This is a genomic window from Rhodococcus sp. YH1 (assembly GCF_009939605.1).
Classification (GTDB): domain Bacteria; phylum Actinomycetota; class Actinomycetes; order Mycobacteriales; family Mycobacteriaceae; genus Rhodococcus; species Rhodococcus aetherivorans.
In genome coordinates, this window is sequence record NZ_WVTE01000043.1 from 44,838 (window position 1) to 67,322 (window position 22,485).

Annotated in this window: 23 protein-coding genes, 1 pseudogene and 1 riboswitch; of the genes and pseudogenes, 15 read left to right on the top strand and 9 right to left on the bottom strand. The window is 70.7% G+C overall.

Annotation, left to right across the window (positions count from 1 at the left end):
• The first annotated feature begins 55 nt into the window (after positions 1 to 55).
• The 5 genes from AIIKEEIJ_RS04840 to AIIKEEIJ_RS04860 are packed head-to-tail and all read left to right on the top strand — an operon-like array spanning position 56 to position 5,236.
• A complete protein-coding gene (locus AIIKEEIJ_RS04840) occupies positions 56 to 700 on the top strand; it encodes an ABC transporter permease (protein WP_029544703.1) in 645 nt (214 codons plus the stop codon).
• Positions 697 to 1,887: an ABC transporter ATP-binding protein gene (locus tag AIIKEEIJ_RS04845; protein ID WP_050035489.1), complete on the top strand. Its 1,191-nt coding sequence runs from the start codon at positions 697 to 699 to the stop codon at positions 1,885 to 1,887. The genes AIIKEEIJ_RS04840 and AIIKEEIJ_RS04845 overlap by 4 nt, the downstream gene beginning before the upstream one ends.
• Positions 1,884 to 2,690 (top strand): ABC transporter permease, encoded by an 807-nt coding sequence (locus AIIKEEIJ_RS04850; RefSeq protein ID WP_043801414.1) that lies wholly within the window; start codon positions 1,884 to 1,886, stop codon positions 2,688 to 2,690. Before AIIKEEIJ_RS04845 ends, AIIKEEIJ_RS04850 begins: the two co-directional genes overlap by 4 nt.
• Positions 2,687 to 3,664 carry a glycine betaine ABC transporter substrate-binding protein gene (locus tag AIIKEEIJ_RS04855; protein ID WP_006939655.1) on the top strand — a complete coding sequence of 326 codons (978 nt, stop codon included), beginning with the start codon at positions 2,687 to 2,689 and terminating at the stop codon, positions 3,662 to 3,664. Before AIIKEEIJ_RS04850 ends, AIIKEEIJ_RS04855 begins: the two co-directional genes overlap by 4 nt.
• Before the next feature lie 15 nt (positions 3,665 to 3,679).
• Positions 3,680 to 5,236, top strand: coding sequence for an MFS transporter (locus tag AIIKEEIJ_RS04860; protein WP_050035490.1), 1,557 nt, complete (start codon positions 3,680 to 3,682; stop codon positions 5,234 to 5,236).
• A gap of 102 nt (positions 5,237 to 5,338) precedes the next feature.
• Here the strand turns inward: AIIKEEIJ_RS04860 and AIIKEEIJ_RS04865 are convergent, their stop codons facing one another.
• Positions 5,339 to 5,653: a DMT family transporter gene (locus tag AIIKEEIJ_RS04865; protein ID WP_006939659.1), complete on the bottom strand. Its 315-nt coding sequence runs from the start codon at positions 5,651 to 5,653 to the stop codon at positions 5,339 to 5,341.
• 10 nt (positions 5,654 to 5,663) lie between these two features.
• Positions 5,664 to 5,731, bottom strand: a riboswitch (guanidine-III (ykkC-III) riboswitch).
• 171 nt (positions 5,732 to 5,902) lie between these two features.
• Here AIIKEEIJ_RS04865 and AIIKEEIJ_RS04870 point away from each other — a divergent pair.
• The 5 genes from AIIKEEIJ_RS04870 to AIIKEEIJ_RS04890 are packed head-to-tail and all read left to right on the top strand — an operon-like array spanning position 5,903 to position 9,209.
• Positions 5,903 to 6,253, top strand: a complete 351-nt coding sequence (locus AIIKEEIJ_RS04870; protein WP_050035491.1) for a hypothetical protein — start codon at positions 5,903 to 5,905, stop codon at positions 6,251 to 6,253.
• Positions 6,250 to 7,233 (top strand): C40 family peptidase, encoded by a 984-nt coding sequence (locus AIIKEEIJ_RS04875; protein WP_029544713.1) that lies wholly within the window; start codon positions 6,250 to 6,252, stop codon positions 7,231 to 7,233. Before AIIKEEIJ_RS04870 ends, AIIKEEIJ_RS04875 begins: the two co-directional genes overlap by 4 nt.
• Positions 7,234 to 7,272: 39 nt before the next feature.
• Positions 7,273 to 7,605 carry a hypothetical protein gene (locus AIIKEEIJ_RS04880; RefSeq protein ID WP_050035492.1) on the top strand — a complete coding sequence of 111 codons (333 nt, stop codon included), beginning with the start codon at positions 7,273 to 7,275 and terminating at the stop codon, positions 7,603 to 7,605.
• Between the two features lie 5 nt (positions 7,606 to 7,610).
• Positions 7,611 to 7,916 carry a YbaB/EbfC family nucleoid-associated protein gene (locus AIIKEEIJ_RS04885; protein WP_006939673.1) on the top strand — a complete coding sequence of 102 codons (306 nt, stop codon included), beginning with the start codon at positions 7,611 to 7,613 and terminating at the stop codon, positions 7,914 to 7,916.
• 60 nt (positions 7,917 to 7,976) lie between these two features.
• Positions 7,977 to 9,209 carry a primosomal protein gene (locus AIIKEEIJ_RS04890; RefSeq protein ID WP_161995067.1) on the top strand — a complete coding sequence of 411 codons (1,233 nt, stop codon included), beginning with the start codon at positions 7,977 to 7,979 and terminating at the stop codon, positions 9,207 to 9,209.
• On the opposite strand, the gene AIIKEEIJ_RS04895 is transcribed toward AIIKEEIJ_RS04890, so the two are convergent.
• The 5 genes from AIIKEEIJ_RS04895 to AIIKEEIJ_RS04915 all read right to left on the bottom strand — a co-directional run bounded on the left by AIIKEEIJ_RS04895 (position 9,142) and on the right by AIIKEEIJ_RS04915 (position 15,574).
• Positions 9,142 to 10,530, bottom strand: coding sequence for an NAD(P)/FAD-dependent oxidoreductase (locus AIIKEEIJ_RS04895; RefSeq protein WP_202916584.1), 1,389 nt, complete (start codon positions 10,528 to 10,530; stop codon positions 9,142 to 9,144). The two genes, AIIKEEIJ_RS04890 and AIIKEEIJ_RS04895, sit on opposite strands and share 68 nt — an antisense overlap.
• An 82-nt stretch (positions 10,531 to 10,612) precedes the next feature.
• Positions 10,613 to 12,703 (bottom strand): AAA family ATPase, encoded by a 2,091-nt coding sequence (locus tag AIIKEEIJ_RS04900; protein ID WP_050035494.1) that lies wholly within the window; start codon positions 12,701 to 12,703, stop codon positions 10,613 to 10,615.
• Positions 12,704 to 12,757: 54 nt separating this feature from the next.
• Positions 12,758 to 13,858 carry an adenosine deaminase gene (locus AIIKEEIJ_RS04905; RefSeq protein ID WP_050035495.1) on the bottom strand — a complete coding sequence of 367 codons (1,101 nt, stop codon included), beginning with the start codon at positions 13,856 to 13,858 and terminating at the stop codon, positions 12,758 to 12,760.
• Between the two features lie 17 nt (positions 13,859 to 13,875).
• Positions 13,876 to 15,159 (bottom strand): thymidine phosphorylase, encoded by a 1,284-nt coding sequence (locus tag AIIKEEIJ_RS04910; protein WP_006939678.1) that lies wholly within the window; start codon positions 15,157 to 15,159, stop codon positions 13,876 to 13,878.
• Complete coding sequence (locus tag AIIKEEIJ_RS04915) at positions 15,152 to 15,574, bottom strand: cytidine deaminase (protein ID WP_029544723.1); 423 nt, start codon at positions 15,572 to 15,574, stop codon at positions 15,152 to 15,154. The genes AIIKEEIJ_RS04910 and AIIKEEIJ_RS04915 overlap by 8 nt, the downstream gene beginning before the upstream one ends.
• A gap of 253 nt (positions 15,575 to 15,827) precedes the next feature.
• Here AIIKEEIJ_RS04915 and sdhC point away from each other — a divergent pair, with 253 nt between their 5' ends.
• The 4 genes from sdhC to AIIKEEIJ_RS04935 are packed head-to-tail and all read left to right on the top strand — an operon-like array spanning position 15,828 to position 19,249.
• The gene (gene sdhC, locus AIIKEEIJ_RS04920; protein ID WP_072635622.1) at positions 15,828 to 16,232 is read left to right on the top strand and encodes a succinate dehydrogenase, cytochrome b556 subunit; all 405 of its coding nucleotides are present in this window, start codon (positions 15,828 to 15,830) and stop codon (positions 16,230 to 16,232) included.
• Between the two features lie 33 nt (positions 16,233 to 16,265).
• On the top strand, positions 16,266 to 16,706 hold the full coding sequence (locus AIIKEEIJ_RS04925; protein WP_029544728.1) for a succinate dehydrogenase hydrophobic membrane anchor subunit: 441 nt from the start codon (positions 16,266 to 16,268) through the stop codon (positions 16,704 to 16,706).
• 15 nt (positions 16,707 to 16,721) lie between these two features.
• Complete coding sequence (gene sdhA / locus AIIKEEIJ_RS04930; protein WP_006939688.1) at positions 16,722 to 18,473, top strand: succinate dehydrogenase flavoprotein subunit; 1,752 nt, start codon at positions 16,722 to 16,724, stop codon at positions 18,471 to 18,473.
• A complete protein-coding gene (locus AIIKEEIJ_RS04935) occupies positions 18,473 to 19,249 on the top strand; it encodes a succinate dehydrogenase iron-sulfur subunit (RefSeq protein ID WP_003935736.1) in 777 nt (258 codons plus the stop codon). The genes sdhA and AIIKEEIJ_RS04935 overlap by 1 nt, the downstream gene beginning before the upstream one ends.
• Before the next feature lie 69 nt (positions 19,250 to 19,318).
• Here AIIKEEIJ_RS04935 and AIIKEEIJ_RS04940 read toward each other — a convergent pair whose 3' ends face one another.
• Both AIIKEEIJ_RS04940 and AIIKEEIJ_RS04945 read right to left on the bottom strand, forming a co-directional pair.
• A complete protein-coding gene (locus AIIKEEIJ_RS04940) occupies positions 19,319 to 20,356 on the bottom strand; it encodes an NAD(P)-dependent alcohol dehydrogenase (protein WP_065922367.1) in 1,038 nt (345 codons plus the stop codon).
• 89 nt (positions 20,357 to 20,445) lie between these two features.
• Positions 20,446 to 21,453 carry an NADP-dependent oxidoreductase gene (locus tag AIIKEEIJ_RS04945; RefSeq protein WP_161995069.1) on the bottom strand — a complete coding sequence of 336 codons (1,008 nt, stop codon included), beginning with the start codon at positions 21,451 to 21,453 and terminating at the stop codon, positions 20,446 to 20,448.
• Positions 21,454 to 21,574: 121 nt separating this feature from the next.
• Here AIIKEEIJ_RS04945 and AIIKEEIJ_RS04950 point away from each other — a divergent pair, with 121 nt between their 5' ends.
• The gene (locus AIIKEEIJ_RS04950; protein WP_161995070.1) at positions 21,575 to 22,171 is read left to right on the top strand and encodes a TetR/AcrR family transcriptional regulator; all 597 of its coding nucleotides are present in this window, start codon (positions 21,575 to 21,577) and stop codon (positions 22,169 to 22,171) included.
• On the opposite strand, the pseudogene AIIKEEIJ_RS04955 reads toward AIIKEEIJ_RS04950, so the two are convergent.
• Positions 22,116 to 22,485 (bottom strand): annotated as a pseudogene (locus AIIKEEIJ_RS04955) (inner membrane protein YhjD); the annotation flags it as partial. The gene AIIKEEIJ_RS04950 and the pseudogene AIIKEEIJ_RS04955 overlap by 56 nt on opposite strands.

A 22,485-nucleotide genomic window follows, 5' to 3' on the forward strand; every position in this document is an offset into this window, starting at 1 on the left:
ACCGCAGGTGTGCCATCGTGACAGTCGGGCGTGCGGGGAGACGGGACGGGTGCGCATGTGGGAATTCGTCGACGAGCGGAAGGCGCAGATCGCCTTCAGCGCCTACCAGCACGTGAGCCTGGTCGTGCAGGCCGTCCTCCTCGCCACGATCGTCGCCGTCGTGATCGCGGTGATCGTCACGCGCGTCCCGCGGCTCGAACCGGTGGCGAACGCGCTCAGCGCCATCGGTCTGACGATCCCGTCGTTCGCCCTGCTCGGCATCCTGATCCCGCTCGTCGGAATCGGCGTCACCCCGGCTTTCATCGCCGTGGCGTTCTACGCGGCGCTGCCCGTGCTGCGTAATGCGGTCGTCGGCCTGCAGGGCGTCGACCGGGCGCTCGTCGAGTCGGCGCGAGGCCTCGGCATGGGCGAGGTCGGCACCCTCACCCGCGTACGGCTCCCCCTGGCCTGGCCGGTCATCCTCGCCGGGGTACGGGTCTCCACCCAGATGTCCATGGGGGTCGCCGCCATCGCCGCCTACGTCCTCGGCCCCGGCCTGGGCTCGTTCATCTTCACGGGCCTGTCCCAGATCGGTGGCGCCAACGCCCTGAATTCCGCGCTCGTGGGCACGGTGGGCGTGGTCGTGCTCGCCCTCGCTCTCGACGCACTGCTCCTCGCGATCGGCAAGGTCACCGTCTCGAAGGGAATCCGAGCCCGATGAACACGCCAGCACATTCCGCCGGGGGCATCAGCGGCACCGACATCGACCTGGTCGACGTGGTGAAGACCTTCCCCGGTCAGGCCCGGCCCGCCGTCGACGGACTGAGCCTGCACATCCCGGCGGGCGAGATCGTGATGTTCGTCGGTCCGTCCGGTTGCGGCAAGACCACGTCGCTGAAGATGATCAACCGGCTCGTCGAACCCACCTCCGGCACCATCCTGATCGGGGGTGAGGACGTCCGTTCCGCGGACGTCGACGACCTGCGCCGGCGGATCGGGTACGTGATCCAGGGCGGCAGCCTCTTCCCGCACATGACGGTCGCCCAGAACATCTCGATCGTGCCCCGGCTGCTGGGCTGGGACAAGCGACGGACCGCGGACCGGGTCGTGGAGCTGCTCGAACTGGTCAACCTGGATCCCGGCAAGTACTGCGACCGGTACCCGCGGGAGCTCTCCGGCGGCCAGCAGCAGCGGGTCGGCGTCGCGCGGGGCCTGGCCGCCGACCCGCCCGTGGTGCTGATGGACGAGCCGTTCGGGGCGGTCGATCCGATCACCCGGCACCGGCTGCAGGACGAGCTGCTGCGCATCCACGAGGAACTGCGCAAGACGATCGTGTGCGTCACCCACGACATCGACGAGGCCGTGAAGCTGGGCAACCGCATCCTGATCATGGAGGAGGGCGCGCACGTCGCCCAGTACGACACCCCCGAGGTGATCCTCTCGGCACCGGCGAACCGGTTCGTCGAGAAGTTCGTCGGCGCCGGGTCCACCCTCAAGCAGCTGTCCCTCAGCCGGGTCGACGACCTCGACCTCGCCGACGGCACCACCGCCACCGTGGGAAGCCCCGCCGCCGAGGCTGTCTCCCGCGCCGCGGCGAACGACGACGACACCGTCGTGGTCCTCGACCAGCGACGGCGGCCGGTGGCGTGGCTGTGGGTGCACGAGCTCGAGGGCGCCGAGTCCGTCCCGGCCGGCGAACCGCAAGGCGTGATCACGCTCGATCGGCACGCCACGTTGAACGATGCGCTCGACGCGATGCTCACCTCGGCGCACGGGGCCGCGATCGTGACCGGCCGGCACGACGAATTCCTCGGATTGGTGAACTTCGAGTCCGTCACCAACCGGATCCGCCCCACCGGTCCACGCTCGGCGGGGCCCGGCGCCGACGACACCGGGAGCCGCATATGAGCCTCGACGCCGAGCCGGCCGCGCCGTCGCGCGCCGCGGGAACCGGGACACGCTCGCGCGACGCCGGCGCGGGGCGTGAGAACACGGGGCTGCTCGTCGTCATCCCCGTCCTGGTGGCGGTGGTGTTCGCCGCGTGGGCACTGTGGCGGGGCAACGCCGACCTCGACTCGATCGAGGCCCGGCAACTCGACTGGACCACGATCACGACCCTGCTCTGGCAACACGTCGGGCTCACCGTGGTCTCGGCGATCCTCGTCGTGGCGGTGGCCGTCCCGCTCGGCATCGCCCTGACCCGGCCGAGGTCACGCGCACTCGCACCCGTGGCGGTGGGGATCGCCAACGCGGGCCAGGCGGCCCCGGCCATCGGCCTGATCGTGTTGCTCGCGATCTGGCTCGGCTTCGGATTCGGAACGGCGGTCGTCGCCCTGACCCTGTACGCCGTCCTTCCGGTGCTGCGGAACACGATCACCGGGATCGAGGGCATCGACCCCACGCTCGTCGAGGCCGGCCGCGGAATCGGCATGTCCGGCGCCGGGGTGCTGCTGCGCGTCGAACTGCCGCTCGCCGTACCGGTGATCATGACCGGCGTGCGCACCGCCCTCGTCCTGCTCGTGGGCACCGCCACCTTGGCCACGTTCATCAACGCCGGCGGCCTCGGTTCCCTCATCGTCACCGGCATCACCCTCTTCCGGTATCCGGTGCTCGTCAGCGGGGCCCTGCTCGTGGCGCTGCTCGCCCTGCTCATCGACTGGGCGGGCCGGGTCCTCGAACTCACGGTGCAACCGAAGGGGCTGCGCCGGTGACCCGGATCCTGCTGCCCCGCATCGTCGGATCCCTGCTCGTCGCGGCGACCCTGACCGCCTGCGGACTCGGAACCGCCGGCGGCTTCGTCCCCACCGGCGAGCTCGCCGGTCCCCTGCAGTCCGTCCAACGGCTCGACGGGGCGAGCGTCGCGGTCGGGTCGAAGAACTTCTCGGAAGGAGTCCTGCTCGGGAAGATGGCGGTGATCCTTCTGCGCTCGGCCGGTGCGGACGTCACGGATCTGACCAACATCCCCGGCAGCGCCAGTTCCCGCCAGGCGCAGCTCGAGGGACAGGTCGACCTCCAGTGGGAGTACACCGGAACGGCCTGGATCGCCTACCTCGGACACGAGGAGGCCATCCCGGACGAGCAGGCCCAGTACCAGGCCGTGCGCGACGAGGACCTGCGCGAGAACGATCTGGCGTGGCTGCCGCCCGCCCCCATGAACAACACCTACGGCTTCGCGGCCACCAGCCGCAACGCCCAGCGCCTCGGCGTGGACTCGCTCTCCGACATCGCGAACATCCCGGTCGCCGAACGCACCTTCTGCGTGGAATCCGAGTTCGCCAACCGCAACGACGGCCTGCAGCCGATGCTCGAGACGTACGGGATCCCCCTCGGCTCCGGGGTCCCGCGGGAGAACATCAAGACCCTGGACACCGGGGCGATCTACGAGGCGACGGCCCGGGGCGAATGCAACTTCGGGGAGGTGTTCACCACGGACGGACGGATCGAGGCGCTCGATCTCGCGGTGCTCGAGGACGACCGCACGTTCTTCCCCATCTACAACGTGGCCGTCGTCGTCCGCGAGGAGACCCTCACCGAGAATCCGCAGATCGCCGACCTGTTCGCACCCGTCACCCGGGAGCTGACCGACGAGACCCTCATCGAGCTGAACGGGCAGATCGACGTCGACGGCCGGGAGCCGGCCGAGGTGGCCTACGACTGGCTCGTGGAGAAGGGCTTCATCGAGTAGGACGGGGTGTGCGTGATGGCCGAACGCGCCGAGGCGGCGCCGCGCCTCACCGGCCGGATCCTCCTGACCGTTCTCGGTCCCGCGATCGCCTACGCGATCGCGGCCGTCGACCCGCTGATGCTGACCCTCAATCTGTCCACCGTGGGCCGCGGTCTCGACGTTCCCGCCGACCGGATCGGGATGCTCGCCGCCGCCTCCACCCTCATGGTGGCCGCATCCGTCCTCGCGGTCGGGACTCTCGGCGACCGGTTCGGGCTCGCGCGCATGCTCGTGTGGGCCCTCGTCGCCAACATCGCCGTCGGGTTGCTGTCGTCGCTGGCGCCGAACTATCCGGTGCTGCTGCTGATGCGCTTCCTGGACGGCCTGGCGCTGACCGCGCTGCTGGGACTGTCGCTGGCGCTCGTCACCGCCTCCGTTCCGGCCGAACTGCGGTCGACGGCTCTCGGCGTCCTCATGGCCGTCGACACGGTCCTGTACGGCATCACTCCGGCGGTCGGCGGGTGGGTCGTGGAGACGTTCGGCTGGCGATCGCTGTTCCTCGTCACCCCGCCGCTCGCGCTGCTCGCGCTGACACTGATCGTCCGGTTCGTCGACGAACCACCGCGCCGGGCCGCGGGCGGAGTCGACGTCCTCGGTGTGAGTCTGTTCGGGGTGGCGCTGCTCGGCCTGGTGGCGGGGATCGGAGCGGTGCCCGACGGGCTCACCGAACCGCGCGCCTGGGTGCCTCTGAGCGTCAGCGTCGCCGCCGCCGCGACGTTCGTGTGGCACGAACGCAGGACGCCGGAGCCGGCCCTGAACCTGTCGCTGTTCGGGCGCCGCGCCTTCGTCCTCGCGGTGCTCGCGGTCCTGACCGTGAACCTGCTCGCGGCCGGTCTGGGAACCGTGCTCGGCCAGCTCGGCGACTACGTGCTGGGCATGTCCTCGCAGGCCGTCGGACTGCTGTACCTTCCCGGCACGCTCGTGATCGCCGCGGCGAGCGTGCTGGCCGGCCGGATGATCGCCGCGCACACCGCGCGCCCGGTGCTGGTGACCGGACTGTTGGTCATCGTGCTGAGCGGCCTCGTGACGGCGGCGACGGTCGCCCCGACGATGACGGTCGCGGCGCTCGTCGTGGCGACGTGGACCAGCAATCTGGGCGGATTCGTGGCCGGAACCGCGACCGCCGACACGATCCTCTCGCAGGCCGAGACCGGCAACACCGGGTCGATCGCCGCCGTCCAGCCGGCGTTCGGAATGATGGGCTACGCCCTCGGCCCGACCGTCTACATCCTGCTGCTCGACGCGTTCTACCGGCGAGAAGTGCTCGAGGACGCCGAAACTCGCGGCATCTCGGTCCAGGAGGCGGAGCAGGCCGAGCACGCCGTCACGTTGACGATGTCCCACAGCGGCGGCCCCACCGGGTACGACCCCAACCTGGTGCAGCTCGCCCACGGGCTGACCCTCGGCGTCGACTTCACCGAGGGCGTCGCGACCACCATGCTGATCGTCTCGGCGCTGCCGCTCGTCGTCGCGGTGCTGGTCTTCTTCCTCATGCCGCGACGACCCGACGGCGCCGGCGCGCGCACGCCGTGACGGCGGATCCGCCACTGCCGTGCGCGGATTCGTGCGCCCGGTTCCGGGGCCGGTGCTCCTCGCGGCCGGCCCCGACGGTTGCGGTGTCCCTCCGGAACGGGTTCAGTGCACCAGCTTCAGCCCGATCACGCCCCCGACGATCATGCCCAGGAACACGACTTTCGACGCCGACACCGCCTCCTCGCCCGTGGCCATCGCGAACGCCACGGTGAGCACCGCACCGATCCCCACCCACACCGCGTAGGACGTCCCCACCGGCAGCCGGCGCATGGCATACGCCAGTCCCGCCATGCTCGCGACCAACGCCGCGACGAACACCACCGACGGGCCGAGCCGGCTGAGTCCCCGGGACCGATCCAACGCGGTGGCCCACACCGCCTCCAGCACCCCGGACACCACCAGAACCAACCACGACATCACAGCCTCCGACGGGCCGTCTTGTCGCACACCGGGTACGGCGCCCCTCGTCCGGGAGCCCGGTGAGGCAGGCTCGCGTCCACGGTCCCACACCCCGTGACGGGGAACAAGTTCGCCCTCTGCGTGGCGGGACAGCGGGACGCGCTCGCCCGTGGCGTCCGTACCGCGGGGCCGCAGGGAACCGGGCCGCCGCCCGCTGCGTCCAAGCGGTGGAAGGACGATCCGTTTCCACGGAGGGGAGCAGGCCGAATGGACGCAGGCACCGGCAACGGCAACGGCAACCACGAGGTGGTACGCGCCCGGCCCGGGACGATCGCGGCGTTCGGGCACACCGCCGCGGCCCTGGGCGAGCGGCTGCACGACGCCGCCGCCGACGCACGCGCGGCCGATCCGGCACCGCTCGCGACGGTGTTCGGCCCGGTCGGCGCCGAGTTCCTCGCCGCGTTCGCGGCCACCCACCGCGGCCACGGAGCGGAACTGACCCGTCTCGGTGACACCTTCGACGCCATGGGCGCGATCGCGGGTGCCACCGCGGCCGCCTACGAACGCGTCGTCGCCGCCCAGGCGGCACGGCTGAACGCCGCCGGGGCCCCGCGGTGACCGCGGCGCCGGGGGCGGATCTGCTCACCGCTCCCCTGGCCGAGCTGTTGTCGGCGTTCGGCGCCGGAGCGGTCGGCACCGACCCGGCCGCCGTGCTGCGGTCGTGCGCCGAACTGGTCGACGGCGTGCACTCGGTGGGCCGGGTTGCGCTGGGCGAACTCGCGTGGGACTGGGCGGGGGCCGCGGCGGAGACGGCCGTGCGCAGCGGCGAGCGGGCGCTCGCCGACCTCGTCGCCGCCGCCGACCGCGGGACGGCCATCGCCGACGTCGCGGCGGACGCGACCACGACCGTCCTGACCGGTGCAGCCGAAATCGCCCGGCTGATCGAATCGTTCACGACGCTGGCCGAGCGCTCCGCTCCCCTGGCGGCGCTACCGCAGGGGCAGATGATGTTGCTGGTCGCGGCGATCGAGCACATCGCGGCCGGGCTCGACGTGCTTACCCGGGTCACCTCGTCGCTCGCCGAGCAGACGACCAGGATGGCGGAGCTGATGCCCTCGGAGCCCGCACCGGCAGCACCGACGGCCGGCGATCCGGCCGCCTCACCGGCCGGCGAGCTGCGGGCCTTCGGCGGCAACGGCACCGAGGTGCGGCTGCCCGACGGCAGCGTTGCCGTGGCACCCAATCGGGCGGCGGCCGAGGCGGTGCGTCACGCGCTCTCCCAGCAGGGCACGCCCTACGTGTGGGGTGGCACCGCACCGGGGCAGGGCCTCGACTGCAGCGGCCTGACCCAGTGGGCGTACGGGCAGGCCGGGGTGCAGATTCCGCGCCTTGCGCAGGAGCAGGACGTCGGCACCCCCGTCGAGGCGAGCGCGGTGCAGCCCGGCGACCTCGCGGTGTGGGACGGGCACGTCGCGATGATCGTCGGAAACGGCCTCATGGTCGAGGCCGGCGACCCGGTGCAGCTGTCGCCGATCCGGACCACGAACAGCGGGATGGGGTTCCAGGGCTTCTTCCGTCCCACCGGCCCCACCGGCTAGGCCGGGAACCGAGGGGCGCGGCGTCGCGTCCAACCCGGTATGGACACCGCGGAGACGACCATCACGACGGCGACCGCCCGGAACCGGTCCGGCACCGTCTCGGTGCGCACCACCGAACAGGGCCTGCCCGTCGACCTGCACATCGATCAGAGCGAACTACGTTACGGGGCAGCACAACTGGCCGAACAGATCGTGTCGCTGTGCCGTCGCGCGACACTCGAGGCCGCCGCGCTGCACCGAGAGGAGCTGGCGGGCAGGGGAATGCCGGAGGGACTGCTGAACCGGCTGGGACTGCCCACCCACGACGACGTGCAGCGCGCACGCCGCGACGACGCGCGGACGGCCGGCTCTCCGTCGGCGACCGGGTGGTGAGCGCGATGTCGGCGAGCGATCAGCGGATCACGGAGATCGTGGACGGTGTGCGCACGCGGCTCGGGGCCCTGCAGGACTGTGTGGCCGCACTCGGCGTGGTGTCGGGCGCCGCGACGAGCCCGGACGGCCTCGTGCGGGCCGAGGTGGACGGCAACGGCGCCCTGACCCGGCTGTGGCTCGACGAGGCGCTGAGCGGGCTCCACGCGCGCGACGTGGCGGCATCGATCCTGGCCACGACGCACGAGGCGGCACGGGCCGCCGCCGCCGAACGAGCTCGTCTGCTCGGGGAACTCCGCGGTGCACTCGGGTGACGGTCGTCTCATCGGCGCCCAGCTATGTCTTCGGCCGGGACATGGCTAGGCTTGGCGACCATGGCTGGAGACATCGTCCCGATCGAGCTCGGTCTCACCGACGGCGACGTCGTGACCCTCTGGGCGCCGCGGTGGCGCGAGGGCGACGACGAATGGGAGGCGTTCCTCGGCCACGGTGACGATCTGTACGCGTTCGGTGCGGTGGCCGAGCTCGTCGCGTTCGTCCGCTCCGGCGCCGACAACGACCTCGTCGAGCATCCGGCCTGGCCGGTGGTCGCGAAACTCTCCGCGGAGGAGTTCGAGCCGGACGAGAGCTATTCGTACGACCTGATCGGCGTGCCGGAACTGGTGGCGGACGACGCGGACCCGGAGTCCGTCGCCGAACTGCAGAACACGTTCGACATCGTCTCCGTCCTCGGCGACGTGTGCGAGCTCGAGTCGGTGACGAAGTTCTTCGAACGGGCGGAGATCGAGGCGCTGCTGAGCCACGGTGTCGCGGCGTTCGAGGGCCGCGAGGGCGGGGAGCTGTGGAACCGGGTCGGCTCCGCCGTCGCCGAGGACTGGGACGGGGTGATCGACGCGCTCGACGCCGTCGTGACGTCCCCCGAGGTCGACGCCGGGCTCGTCGCCGAGGCCGAGGCGGAACTCGTCGCGGCCGAGGAGAACATCGTCGAGGCCGAGGACGCCGCCGAGGAGGCGGAGGACGAGGAATACGAGTTCGTCGACGGGGACGAGAACGAGGACACGAGCTTCTGGACGGCGGTCGGAATCGACCCGGTCAAGATCATCGCCTCCGACGGCACGTGGTTCACCCTGCGCTGCTACCTCGACGACGACGCGCTGTTCCTCGGCCGCGACGGGACGATCCTCGTGTTCCCCACGGAGCGGGCGCTGGCGCGCTACCTGGCCGACCACCACGACCACGATCTGGCGGCGCTCAGCACCTACGACGACATCCGGCACGCGGCGACGGACGGTTCCCTCGAGGTCGAGGTGACGGACGAGAACGTGTACGTGCTGCCCGGGATCGCGGACGACATCGAGCACGGTACGGAGGCGGTGGACGCCGATCAGTTGGATCTGGCGGTCGAACTGTTCACCGACGCCGCGAACTACGCCGAGGACGACAGCACCGACGCCGCGCTGGCCGGGTCGACGGAGCTGGGCTGGTTCGTCAACTACGTGCTCGAGCCGGATCCGACGCGGCTCGCGCCCAGCGCGCCGTTCACCGCGGAGGCCGAGGCGTGGCGGGCTCTCGAGCGGGAGTTCGAGACCCGGCTGCACAAGCACTGATCGTCCGGCGGAGCACCCGCCCGACCACCGGCGGGGCGAACAGCGTCCCGGGCGGATCCACCATCGCCGCGACGCGGAAGAATGCGCGGACCACCTCGGGATCCTGCGCGGCGGCGGCGTGGACGAGCGGCAGGTAGCGGTTGGCCAGGCGCACTTTCGCGCTGCGCCGGCCCTCGACCTGCGGCCAGGCGAGGTCGCCGCCGGTGGCCATGTCCCAGGGCACGTCGACGACCTTCGCCATATCCCGGAACCATCGATGCGGGTCCGGCTCCCGGCCGCCCTTCAGGTGTTCGGCGAGCAGCCCGGCTTCGAACGCCGCGATGCTCATTCCCTGCGCGTAGATCGGGTTGAAACTGCATGCGGCGTCGCCGGTCACCAGCAGTCCCTCCGGCAGCCGCCGGCACCGTTCGTAGCGCTGCCGCCGACTCGCCGGAAAGTGGTACGACCGGGGCGCGTCGAGCGGCTCGGCGTCCCGGATCGCGTCGTACACGTCCGGGCGGGGCAGGGACCGCAGGAAGTCCACCCAGCCGTCCGGCGAGGACGGGGGCCGGTGCCCGAGCATGCCCACCGCCGTCACGAGGCAGCGACCGTTCTCGATCGCCTGGATGGCGGCACCGCGCGGGTACAGCGGCGACGGCGCGAGCAGAATCCCCAGGTCGCCGCCCATGAGTGCCGGATCGGAGGCGTAGGTGCGCGTGACGTACGTGAGGTCGACGCGCACCTCCTCCCGCTCGGGCGGGTGGTATCCGAGCCGCTCGAGCCACGCCGGGGTTCGCGAACCACGGCCGGTGGCGTCGACGACGAGATCGGCGTCGAGAACCTCCTCGACGCTGCCGTCCGCCCGGCGGAGCACGCGCACGCCGGTGACCTTTCGGCCGTCCCGGCTCACGGTCAATCCCAGCGCGTCGCAACGATCGACGATCCGCACTCCGGGACGTGCGGCGACGCGGGACCGCACCCGATGTTCGAGATTCGGCCGGCTCGCGCTCACCGCCGTCAGGTCGCTCTCCGCCTGCCGGAGGCGGTGGCCACCGAGATACCAGCGCACGTCGCCGCACTGGTCCACCATCGGTGCACCGTCGCCGGCGAGATCGGCGGTGAGCCCGGGCAGCAGTTCCTCCATCGCGCGCATCCCGCCGGCCACCAGCACATGGATGTGCCGACCCTGCGGTACGCAGCGCCGTGCCGCGGCACCGTCCGGCAGTCTGTCGTGATCGATCACCACCACGTCCGAGTACGCATCCGACAACACCCGCGCGGCGAGCAGACCGGCCGTTCCCGCGCCGAGGACCACGGCGCGATCACCGATACGTGTCACCATTTCCGGCACCTCCTCGTTCGAGTGCGAGAAGCATGCGTCCGGAATCTGCTCGGTCACCAGTCCGTTCGGTGCTCGGTTGTGCTCACTGCCGGCGGCCGTACACCTCCTGGTCCCACAGCCACGACACGATCCGCTCCACCCCGGTGGCCAGGTGCCTCCGATAGGTGCTGAACGGCAGTCCGAGCGCTGCCGCGGCCGACTCCTGGGTCGCCGCCGGCCGCAGATACGTCCGGTCCACGGCCCGCAGCAGTTTGTCGTCGCGGGGATGGTCGGCGAGGGTGGCGACCGCGTCGCGCAGCACCTGCTCGAGCAGCGCGACGTCGGGTTCACCGGCGCCGGCCCGGTCGTGGAGCACCCGGGTGCGCAGCAGGGGATTGCGGGCGAGCAGAGCGTGCTGCCGCAGGTCGTGCAGGCCCTGCTTGACCGACTGCGCGAACTCGGGTTGGGAGAGTACGAGCAGCACGGGTGCGCTGGGCACCGGCGGCGACGGACCGCGGGCCAGCGCCCGTTCCGTCACCCGTTCGAGCCAGGCGCCGACCGGGACGCGCCGGAAATCGTGGGCGAACAGGCCGAATCGGCGGGGACCGACGACGAAGTCGCCGCCGTCGACCCGTGGGAGGTCGGCGACGGCGAAGTAGTCGTCCCACCGGTCCGGCTCGGCCAGGACGAGCACGTCGTAGGCGAGGCCCCGGGTGGTGAGGTATCGCTGCATCGTGAGGATCGGGACCGCGTTGAGCGTCGGCGAGGGATCCTGGTACGTCTCCCGGTCCACGACGAATCGGGTCTGGGTGACGACGTCGCCCTCGCGCACCGGCGTGCCTCGCCGCGCGGCCCGCCATGCCGCCGCGGCCCCGGGGTCGCGGTCCCGGTCCTCTTCGGAGGCGCGGGTGAGGTCCAGCAGCCCGATCACTCCGCGGACGGTTCCGTCCGGGCAGCGCAGAACGAAGAAGCCGTCCGGTTGCCGGTCGAGCCACCGCTGCGCGAGCCGGGCGGACTCGGCTCCCTCCGCGGTCCGGATCAGCTCGACGACCGCCGCGTGCTCGGCGGCGGTGGCGGGTTCCGGATAGTACCGGCCCCAGCTCTCCCACTGCACCGGCGAGAGCACGCCGGCGAGGTGACGGAACACGAACTTCAGGTCGAAGATCGCCTGCTGTTGCCGTCGGCCGGTCGCCGAGTCGAGGGTTCGGTGGATGTGCCGCCACACCCGGCGGAAGACGTCGGCATAGCTGTCGGCGTCCCGCCACCACAGGTCGGCGTCGATGACGTCCCGGGCCAGGTCGTGGGGATGCAGGCCGTCGGCCCCGGTCTCGACGAACGAGAGGCCCCGAAGCCACCGGAATGCGTCGTGGGCGCAGTCGTCGCCGGTGCCCAGCGCGTCCCGCAGGAGCGATTCGGTGGTCACGCGTGCGAGTGCGCACACTTCCAGGGCCCGGCGATGCACGGTGCCCGGTTCCTCGTCGACGAACCGGCGCAGCAGCGTCCCCACGAGGTCGGGACTCAGCGGATCCGCGTCGGCACGTCCGCCGCGGAGCACCGCGTCGGCGAGCAACGACAGCGCCAGCGGATGGCCGTGTGCCACGCGGCAGAGGCGGTCGTGCAGGTCGTCCCGGACCCCGACGGCGCGCAGGTAGTCGACGCTCTCCCGGGGTGCGAGATTGCGCATCGACACCACCCGCAGCAGATCGCCCCATGCGAGGTCCGAGCGCCACTGCGGCGACGGCGGACTCCGCCCCGCGATCACGGTCACCGCGCTGTCCGGCAACCGCGGCAACAGATCCCGGCGGATCCAGCCGTCGATCGGTGCGAGTGCCTCGTACGTGTCGATCACCATCACCAGCCGTTGCCCGGAGGCGGTGGCGATTCGATCCGCGTCCAGGTCGAGATGCTCCGCCAACGAGGCGAGCACGGCGGCCGGGGCGGGAACGAGGTCCCGCCCGTCGAGACGCACGAGGACCGAACCGGCCCCGACGGCGAGATCGGCCACCTCGTCGAGCAGGCTCGTCTTACCGATCCCTCCGGGCCCGTACAGGTACAGCACCGAGAACGGGGGCCGGGGCGAGTCGAGGGCGGCACGTACGAGTTCGAGCTCGGCCGAACGACCGACGAACCGGCGCCGCCGGCGCGCGGCGAGCACGTCGCCGAGAGTTGCCGAGGGCGGGACGCGATCGCCCATACCTCGACCCTACGAGGTGAGGTCCGCCGAGGGTACTGTCCGACGAGGGGACTGTCAGCCGATCAGGACGGCGTAGCCGGGCTTGATCACGTCGTCGATGAGCTCGAGCCGCTGGTCGAACGGCAGGAACGCGGACTTCATCGCGTTGATCGTGAACCGCTCCAGGTCGGACCACCCGTACCCGAACGTCTCGACCAGCCGCATCATCTCCTTGCTCATCGTCGTGTCGCTCATCAGGCGGTTGTCGGTGTTGACGGTGACCCGGAACCGCAGGCGCGCCAGCAGGTCGAACGGATGCTGCTCGAGGGTGTCCACGGCGCCGGTCTGCACGTTCGAACTCGGGCACAGCTCGAGCGGGATCCGCTTGTCGCGGACGTAGTTCGCCAGCAGGCCGAGGGTGGCGGCGCCGTCCGCGGCGACGGTGATGTCGTCGACGATGCGCACGCCGTGGCCGAGGCGGTCGGTGCCGCAGAACGCGATGGCCTCGTGGATGGACGGCAGCCCGAAGGCCTCCCCCGCGTGGATCGTGAAGTGCGCGTTGGCGGCGCGCATGTACTCGAAGGCGTCGAGATGCCGGCTCGGTGGGTAGCCGGCCTCGGCACCGGCGATGTCGAACCCGACGACGCCGCGGTCGCGGAACCGCACCGCGAGTTCGGCGATCTCCCGGGACCGGGCCGCGTGCCGCATCGCGGTGAGCAGCAGCCGCACCCGGATCGGCTGGGCGCCGGAGGCCTCCACCGCGGACTCCCCCGACCGGAACCCCTCGAGCACGTGCTCGACCACGGAGTCCAGGTCCAGCCCCCGCTCGAGATGCTGCTCGGGAGCGAAGCGGACCTCGGCGTAGACGACGCCGTCGGCGGCGAGGTCGAGCACGCATTCGCGGGCGACCCGCTCGAGGCCGTCCGGGGTCTGCATGACGGCCACGGTGTGCGCGAACGTCTCGAGGTACCGCTCGAGCGAGCCGCTGTCGGCCGAGTCCCGGAACCAGCGCGCCAGCTCGGGTTCCGTGCCGGCCGGCAGCCGGTAGCCGCAGGCATCGGCCAGCTCGAGTACGGTTCCCGGCCGCAGACCGCCGTCGAGGTGGTCGTGCAGAAGCACTTTCGGCGCGGTCCGCAGCGCGGATTCGGTCAGTGTCGTCGTCGCCGGCTCCGTCATGCCCCGACGGTAGTCGGCTAGGCGGTGATCCGCTCGACGACGAGCGGCCGTGTCGCCGGCGTGGAGTCGGAGATGTGCACGCCCTCACCGAGCGTCGCCATCGCGGCGGGGAACTTCGCCGGGGTGTCGGTGTGCAGGGTGGCGATCACGTCCCCGGCGCGGACCCGGTCCCCCGGCTTGACGTGCAGCTCGATCCCCGCCGCGGCCTGCACGGGTTCGCCCTGCCGTTCGCGGCCGGCGCCGAGCCGCCACGCGGCCACACCCACCGCCATCGCGTCGAGTTCGGCGAGCACGCCGTCGCCGGGTGCGCGCAGCACCTCGGTGTGCCGGGCGACCGGCAGGGGCGCGTCGGGGTCGCCGCCCTGCGCGGCGATCATCGCGCGCCACCGGTCCATGGCGGTGCCGTCGCGCAACTTGTCCGCGGGGTCGACGTCGTCCCGGCCGACGGCGGCGAGCATCTCGCGGGCGAGGGCGAGGGTCAGCTCGACCACGTCGGGCGGGCCGTCGCCGGCGAGCACCTCGACGGCCTCCCGCACCTCGAGGGCGTTGCCCGCGGTCCGGCCGAGCGGGACGTCCATCCGGGTGAGGAGCGCGACGGTGTGCAGCCCTTCGTCCTCGCCCAGCTCGACCATGGTGCGGGCGAGTTCCCGGGCGTCGCCGAGGTCCTTCATGAAGGCCCCGGAACCGACCTTGACGTCGAGGACGAGGGCGCCGGTGCCCTCGGCGATCTTCTTGCTCATGATCGAGCTGGCGATCAGGGGGATGGACTCGACGGTGCCGGTGACGTCGCGCAGGGCGTAGAGCCGGCGGTCGGCCGGGGCGAGGTCGGCGCCGGCCGCGCAGACGACGGCGCCGACCGCCGGGTCGGCGAGGATTTCGGCGATCTCGGCGATGCTCAGCTCGGCGCGCCAGCCCGGGATCGATTCGAGCTTGTCGAGGGTGCCGCCGGTGTGGCCGAGTCCGCGGCCGGAGAGCTGCGGCACGGCGACGCCGCAGGCGGCGACGAGCGGGGCCAGCGGAAGGGTGATCTTGTCGCCCACACCGCCGGTGGAGTGTTTGTCGACGGTGGGCAGGCCCAGGCCGGTGAAGTCCAGCCGCCGGCCCGAGTCGATCATGGCGGTGGTCCAGCGGGCCGTCTCGGCGCGCGTCATGCCCCGGAAGTAGACGGCCATCGCGAGGGCGGCCATCTGCTCGTCGGCGACGACACCACGCGTGAACGCCTCGATGATCCAGTCGATCTCGGCTCCGCTGAGCTCCTTGCCGTCCCGTTTGCGGGTGATGATGGACAGGGCGTCAGGCACGGTCGGCACCTCCCGCCTCGCGCACCGCGTCCAGGTCACCGGGGCCGAACGCGTCGGGCAGCAGCTCGGCGATGGGGCGCGGACCGCGGCGCGTGTCGACCTCGAGCTCGGGGCCGCCGTGTTCGAGGAGGATCTGCCGGCAGCGTCCGCACGGGCTCAGGACGGCCCCGCGGGCATCGCAGACGGCGACGGCCCGCAACCGCCCGCCACCACCGGAAATCAAGTTACCGACCAGTACACATTCGGCGCACAGACCCACTCCGTGTGAGACATTTTCCACATTGCATCCGACGACGATCCGTCCGTCGTCCACCAGTGCCGCGGCCCCCACGGGGAATCGGGAGTAGGGCGCGTACGCGCGGCCCATCACCTCATGTGCTTTGGCGCGCAAGGTTTTCCAGTCTACGTCCGGCATGGTTGTCCATCCTGTCACGGTGGCCGATTCCACGGTTCACCGGCCCGGCCGGGCCAGATCACAGTTGGAAAGGCAAACCTAACTTGTTATTTGGAGGCCGTACGAACCGCTACTCGAATTAGTTCCCGACTTTCGGATAGGACTAAAGTCGGTCCAAGTCGGTTCAGGTTCACGTCGAGCCCGTGCTGCGGAATCCCCCAGAGGCTGGAGAGGCTCGACGCGTCCACCATTGACGTTGGAGGCACAGCACTCGATGAGCAGCACGACTGAAGCCGCTCCCGCACCGGGGCGCACACGGTCGCTTTACCGGGGAGACCCGGGCATGTGGTCCTGGGTTCTGCACCGGATCACAGGCGTGGCGACATTCTTCTTCCTTTTCGTTCACGTCCTGGACACGGCACTCGTCCGGGTCAATCCCGAGACCTACGACAGTGTCATCGAGACCTACAAGAATCCCGTCGTCGGTCTCATGGAGCTCGGGTTGGTGGCGATGGTGCTCTACCACGCCCTCAACGGCCTGCGCGTGATGCTCGTGGACTTCTGGTCCAAGGGCCCGCAGTACCAGCGGGTGATGCTCTGGACGATCCTGGCGATCTGGTTCGTGGTGATGATCCCCGCCGCCGGTCGCATCTTCTACAACATGTTTGCGGGGCACTGACATGAGCGCAGCGACGAAGAATTGGGCACTGACATGACTGAAGCGAAGACTCTGGGCACGGCGTACGACCGCCCGGCCAGCCTGGACAACCCGCGCTCCCCGCGCCGCGCCGCGAAGAACAACTTCGAGCTCTACGCGTGGCTGTTCATGCGCCTGTCCGGCCTTGCACTGATCATCCTGGTGCTCGGCCACCTGTTCATCATGCTGATGCTGGACGAGGGCGTGCACCGCATCAACTTCGCGTTCGTCGCCGGCCGCTGGTCCAGCCCGTTCTGGCAGTTCTGGGACCTGACGATGCTCTGGCTCGCCCAGCTGCACGGCGGCAACGGCCTGCGCACGGTCATCGCGGACTACTCCCGCAAGGACTCGACCCGATTCTGGCTCAACACGATCCTGGTCGTGTCGATGATCCTGATCATGGGCCTGGGCACCTATGTGATCTTCACCTTCGACCCCAACATCGTTGCGAGCTAGGGGAGCTACGACTTCATGCAGGAACATCGTTATGACGTGGTCATCGTCGGTGCCGGCGGCGCCGGCATGCGTGCGGCCATCGAGGCCGGCCCCCGCGCCCGCACCGCAGTTCTGACCAAGCTCTACCCCACCCGCAGCCACACCGGCGCCGCCCAGGGCGGCATGTGCGCCGCCCTCGCGAACGTCGAGGAGGACAACTGGGAGTGGCACACCTTCGACACCGTCAAGGGTGGCGACTACCTGGTCGACCAGGACGCGGCGGAGATCATGGCCAAGGAGGCCATCGATGCGGTGCTGGACCTCGAGAAGATGGGGCTTCCGTTCAACCGCACGCCCGAGGGCAAGATCGACCAGCGCCGGTTCGGTGGCCACACCCGTGACCACGGCAAGGCCCCGGTGCGTCGCGCCTGCTACGCGGCCGACCGCACCGGCCACATGATCCTGCAGACGCTCTACCAGAACTGCGTCAAGCACGACGTGGAGTTCTTCAACGAGTTCTACGCGCTCGACATCGCGCTGACGGAAACCCCCGAAGGCCCCGTCGCGACCGGCGTCATCGCGTACGAGCTCGCCACCGGCGAGATTCACGTCTTCCATGCCAAGTCGATCGTGTTCGCGACCGGCGGCTCGGGCCGCATGTACAAGACGACGTCCAACGCGCACACCCTCACCGGTGACGGCATGGGCATCATCTTCCGCAAGGGCCTGCCGCTCGAGGACATGGAGTTCCACCAGTTCCATCCGACGGGACTCGCGGGCCTGGGCATCCTGATCTCCGAGGCCGTGCGCGGCGAGGGCGGCATCCTCCGCAACGCCGACGGCGAGCGCTTCATGGAGCGCTACGCCCCCACCATCAAGGACCTCGCGCCCCGCGACATCGTCGCCCGCTCGATGGTGCTCGAGGTGCTCGAGGGCCGCGGCGCCGGCCCGAACAAGGACTACGTCTACATCGACGTGACCCACCTCGGTGAGGACGTCCTCGAGGAGAAGCTCCCGGACATCACCGAGTTCGCCCGCACCTACCTCGGCGTCGACCCTGTCACCGAGCTCGTGCCGGTGTACCCGACCTGCCACTACGTGATGGGCGGCATCCCCACCAAGATCAACGGTGAGGTGCTGCGCAACAACGAGGACGAGGTCCCGGGCCTCTACGCCGCCGGCGAGTGCGCCTGCGTCTCCGTCCACGGCGCCAACCGCCTCGGCACCAACTCGCTGCTCGACATCAACGTGTTCGGCCGCCGCGCCGGCATCGCGGCCGCCGAGTACGCGAACACCCACGACCACGTGGACCTGCCGGAGGACCCGGCCCGCAACGTCGTGGAGTGGCTCGAGCGGATCCTGGGTGCCGGTGGCAAGGAGCGCGTGGCGGACATCCGCAGCGAGCTGCAGCAGTCCATGGACAACAACGCCTCGGTGTTCCGCACCGAGGAGACGCTCAGCAAGGCGCTCGAGGACATCCACGCCCTGAAGGAGCGGTACAAGAACATCACCGTCCAGGACAAGGGCAAGCGCTACAACAGCGACCTGCTCGAGGCCGTCGAGCTGGGCTTCCTGCTCGAAATGGCCGAGGTCACCGTCGCCGGTGCGCTCAACCGGAAGGAGTCGCGCGGCGGCCATGCCCGCGAGGACTACCCGACGCGCGACGACGAGAACTTCCTCAAGCACACCATGGCCTACAAGGAGGGGACGGAGCTGATCTCCCCCATCCGCCTGGACTACAAGCCGGTGGTGCAGACCCGCTACGAGCCGATGGAGCGGAAGTACTGATGACAACCCTCGAGAAGAACGAAGCCGACGTCTCGAACCTGCCTCCCGTGCCAGAGGGTGCCACCATGGTCACCCTCAAGATCGCGCGGTTCAACCCCGAGGACGGCAAGGGTCAGCACTGGGACAGCTTCCAGGTTCCGGCGCTGCCGTCGGACCGCATGCTCAACCTGCTGCTGTACGTGAAGGGCTACCTCGACGGCACCCTCACGTTCCGCCGCAGCTGCGCGCACGGCGTGTGCGGCTCGGACGCCATGCGGATCAACGGCGTCAACCGCCTGGCCTGCAAGATCCTGATGAAGGACATGCTGCCCAAGGACGGCAAGCCGGTGACCATCACCGTCGAGCCGATCCGCGGCCTGCCGGTCGAGAAGGACCTCGTCGTCGACATGGAACCCTTCTTCGACGCGTTCCGCGCGGTGAAGCCGTTCCTCATCGCCACCGGCAACGAGCCGACCCGCGAGCGGATCCAGTCGCAGGCCGACCGGGCCCGCTTCGACGACACCACCAAGTGCATCCTGTGCGCGTGCTGCACCACCTCGTGCCCGGTGTACTGGAACGACGGCAGCTACTTCGGCCCCGCCGCGATCGTCAACGCGCACCGGTTCATCTTCGACAGCCGTGACGAGGGTGCCGCCGAGCGCCTCGACATCCTCAACGACGTCGAGGGCGTGTGGCGCTGCCGCACCACCTTCAACTGCACCGACGCGTGCCCCCGTGGCATCCAGGTGACGAAGGCGATCCAGGAGGTCAAGCGCGCGCTGCTGTTCGCCCGCTGATCTGCTTCTGCTCCACGGTGAAGGTTCCCGTCACCCGGTTCCACCGGGCGACGGGGACCTTCACCCGTTTCAGGGAACCACCACGCCGCGGCCGCGGATGCTGCCCTCGCGCAGCCGCCGGTACGCCGCCGGCCCCTCGTCGAGGGTGAACGTCTCGGTGTGGATGTCCAGCCGGCCGGCGCGGGCCAGCGCGACGACCTCCATCAGTTCCGACCGGGTGCCCCAGTACGGGGTCACGACGGAGGCGCCGAACGGGATCATGAAGAACCCGACCTTGGCGTGTGCGCCGGCGTGGATGCCCACGACCGAGATGTGCCCGTCGACCGCGACCACCTGCTGCGCCGTGTCGATCGTCGACTGGGCGCCGACGAAGTCGAACACCGCCGTCGCGCCCTGACCGCCGGTCAGTTCCCGGATCGCGGCCGCCGCACCGGCGCCCGACTTCACCGCCGCGTCGGCGCCGACCTCGCGGGCGAGAGCGAGACGGTCGTCGTCGAGGTCGACGGCGATCACGCGGGCCGCGCTGACGGCGCGCAGGATCTGGATGCCGACGTGGCCGAGCCCGCCGACACCGATGACGACGGCCGTCGAGCCCGGCCCCAGCAGCGGCAGGACCCGGGAGATCGCGTGGTACGGCGTCAGACCGGCGTCGGTGAGCGGCGCCGCGGCGACCGGGTCGAGGTCTCCGATCGGGACGAGGTGGCGCGCCGAATCGACGATCATGTACTCGGCCATCGACCCGGGCGAGCCGAGACCGGGTGGCGTGATGCCCAGGTCGGCGGCGCGGGTGCAGTAGTTCTCCCGGCCGCGCGCGCAGGCGTGGCACGCACCGCAGCCCCACGGCCCGTACACGGCGACGGCGTCCCCCACCCCGAATCCCGTGACGCCCTCGCCGAGTTCGGCGACGGTGCCGACACCCTCGTGGCCGAGGGTGAGCGGCAGGCCGTAGGCGTACTGCGCCGCCGGCATGTCCATCACGAAGATGTCCGAGTGGCACAGCCCGGCCGCGGTGACCTTCAGCAGGATCTCACCCGGCCCGGGCGTCGGGGTGGGGATGTCGACAACGACCGGCTCGGAGCCGATCTCGGTGTACTGGACGGCTTTCATGCGCCCGACTCTACGGCCGGGGGTGCGTGCCCGCCCGATACTGCAGCGAATCTTCCGCTGCGCGACGCCGGCCGTTCCGGCCCCGGACGTCAGGCGACACGGACGAGCATCTTGCCGACGTTGCGCCCGCGCATCAGGTCGAGGAAGGCATCGACCGAGTTGTCGATCCCGTCGACGATCGTCTCGTCGAACACCACGTCGCCGGCGGCGAGCCACGGCCCCATCTTCGCCGCGAATTCGGGGAAGAGGTGGGTGTAGTGGCCGAGGGTGAAGCCCTGCAGGGTCAGGCCGCGGGTGATGATGTTGGCCATGTTGTCCGGCCCGGGCGTGCGCTCGGTGTTGTTGTACAGGGCGATCGCGCCGCACAGGGCGGCCCGGCCACCGTCGCGCAGGACGTCGAGCGCGGCTTCGAGGTGGTCGCCACCGACGTTGTCGAAGTACACGTCGATGCCGTCGGGTGCCGCACGGCGGAGCTGGCGCCGCACGGGCGCCGACTTGTAGTCGAACGCGTCGTCGTAGCCGTAGCGCTCGGTGAGCATCGCGACCTTGCTCTCGGAGCCGGCGGAGCCGAGCACCCGGCTCGCACCCTCGAGCCGGGCGATCTGTCCGGCGGCGGTGCCCACCGCTCCGGCGGCCCCGGAGACGAAGACGGTGTCACCCGGCTGCATGCGGGCGATGTGCATCAGACCGACGTAGGCGGTCAGCCCCGTCAGGCCGAGGATGCCGAGGTAGGCGGAAATCGGAACCCCCGGAAGCTCGTCGACCACACGGAAGGCCCTGGCGTCGCCCTGCGCGACGTCGCGCCAGCCCAGATCGTGCAGCACGACCGAGTCGACGGGGTGGGCCGGCGACGTCGACTCCACGACGCGGCCGACGGCGCCGCCGGTCATGGTCTCGCCCAGGGCGAACGGCGGGATGTAGGACTTGACGTCGTTCATCCGTCCCCGCATGTAGGGGTCGACCGAGACGAACTCGTTGACGACGCGGACCTGGTTCGGACCGAGGTCGGGCAGGTCGACCGTCACGGCGCGGAAGTCGTCGTGCGACGGCCAGCCGACGGGGCGCCGGACCAGTTGGATCTGGGTGCTAGAGGTCACCGGGTGTGAACCTTCCTCACGTCTCGAGCCGCTGGGACCGTCCCGGCAGCTCCGGAGTATTGAACTGACCTTTCCAATATATACTGGACCGGTCATTGCACAACGGAGATCGGAAGGGCGCATGGGACGGCCACCGGGGTTCGACACCGCCGACGTCGTGGAACAGGCACGGGACTTGTTCTGGGACAAGGGTTTCGAGGCCACCTCCGTCCCCGAGCTCGAGCGGGCGACGGGCCTGAACCGATCGAGCCTCTACAACGCCTTCACCAGCAAGCGCGGGTTGTTCGACGCCGCCGTTCGCGACTACCTCGACCGCGTCGTGGGACCCCGGCTGCGCGTCCTCACCGACGAACCGACCGCCCCCGATGCGGCGGCGCGCTACTTCCGGGCGCTGGCCCGCACCGTCGCGGCCCTACCGGACGACTCGCCGCGCCGCGGCTGCCTGCTCCTCAACAGCGCAGCCGGCCTCGCCGCGCACGACGAGACGCAACGCGCGGTCGTCACCGCCTACCGCACCGAGCTGGCGACCGCGTTCGCGCACGCGCTGCGCGCCCTCGATCCCGCCGCCGACGACGAGACGCTCGCCCGGCGGGTGCGGGTACTGACGTCGCTGTCGACGAGCACCCTGCTCCTCGCCCGCGTCGACCGCGACGAGGCGGTCGCTACCGCCGAAACCGCGATCGCGCAGCTCGACGAATGGCGCGCGAGCGCTCGCTGAGCAGGACCCCGCCGAGCGCTCCGGCACCGACGAGCGCCAGACCGCCCCGCAGCCCGGGCCCCTCGTGCACCTCCACGCGCGGCGTGATCCGTGCCGGCTCCGGGGGCGGCACGTGAGCCATGACCAGATTCTCCTTGGACGATGCCGCCCACGCCGTGGCGAACAACACCATCCGGGCGGTCAGGTTCGCGAACACCAGCACACCGAGAATCGGGCCGAACGCCACCCCGGCGGGGCCGCTGGTGACCCGGGAGAGGTAGATCGAACCGACCTGCTTGAAGACCTCGAACGCCACGGCGGCGAGCAGACCGGCG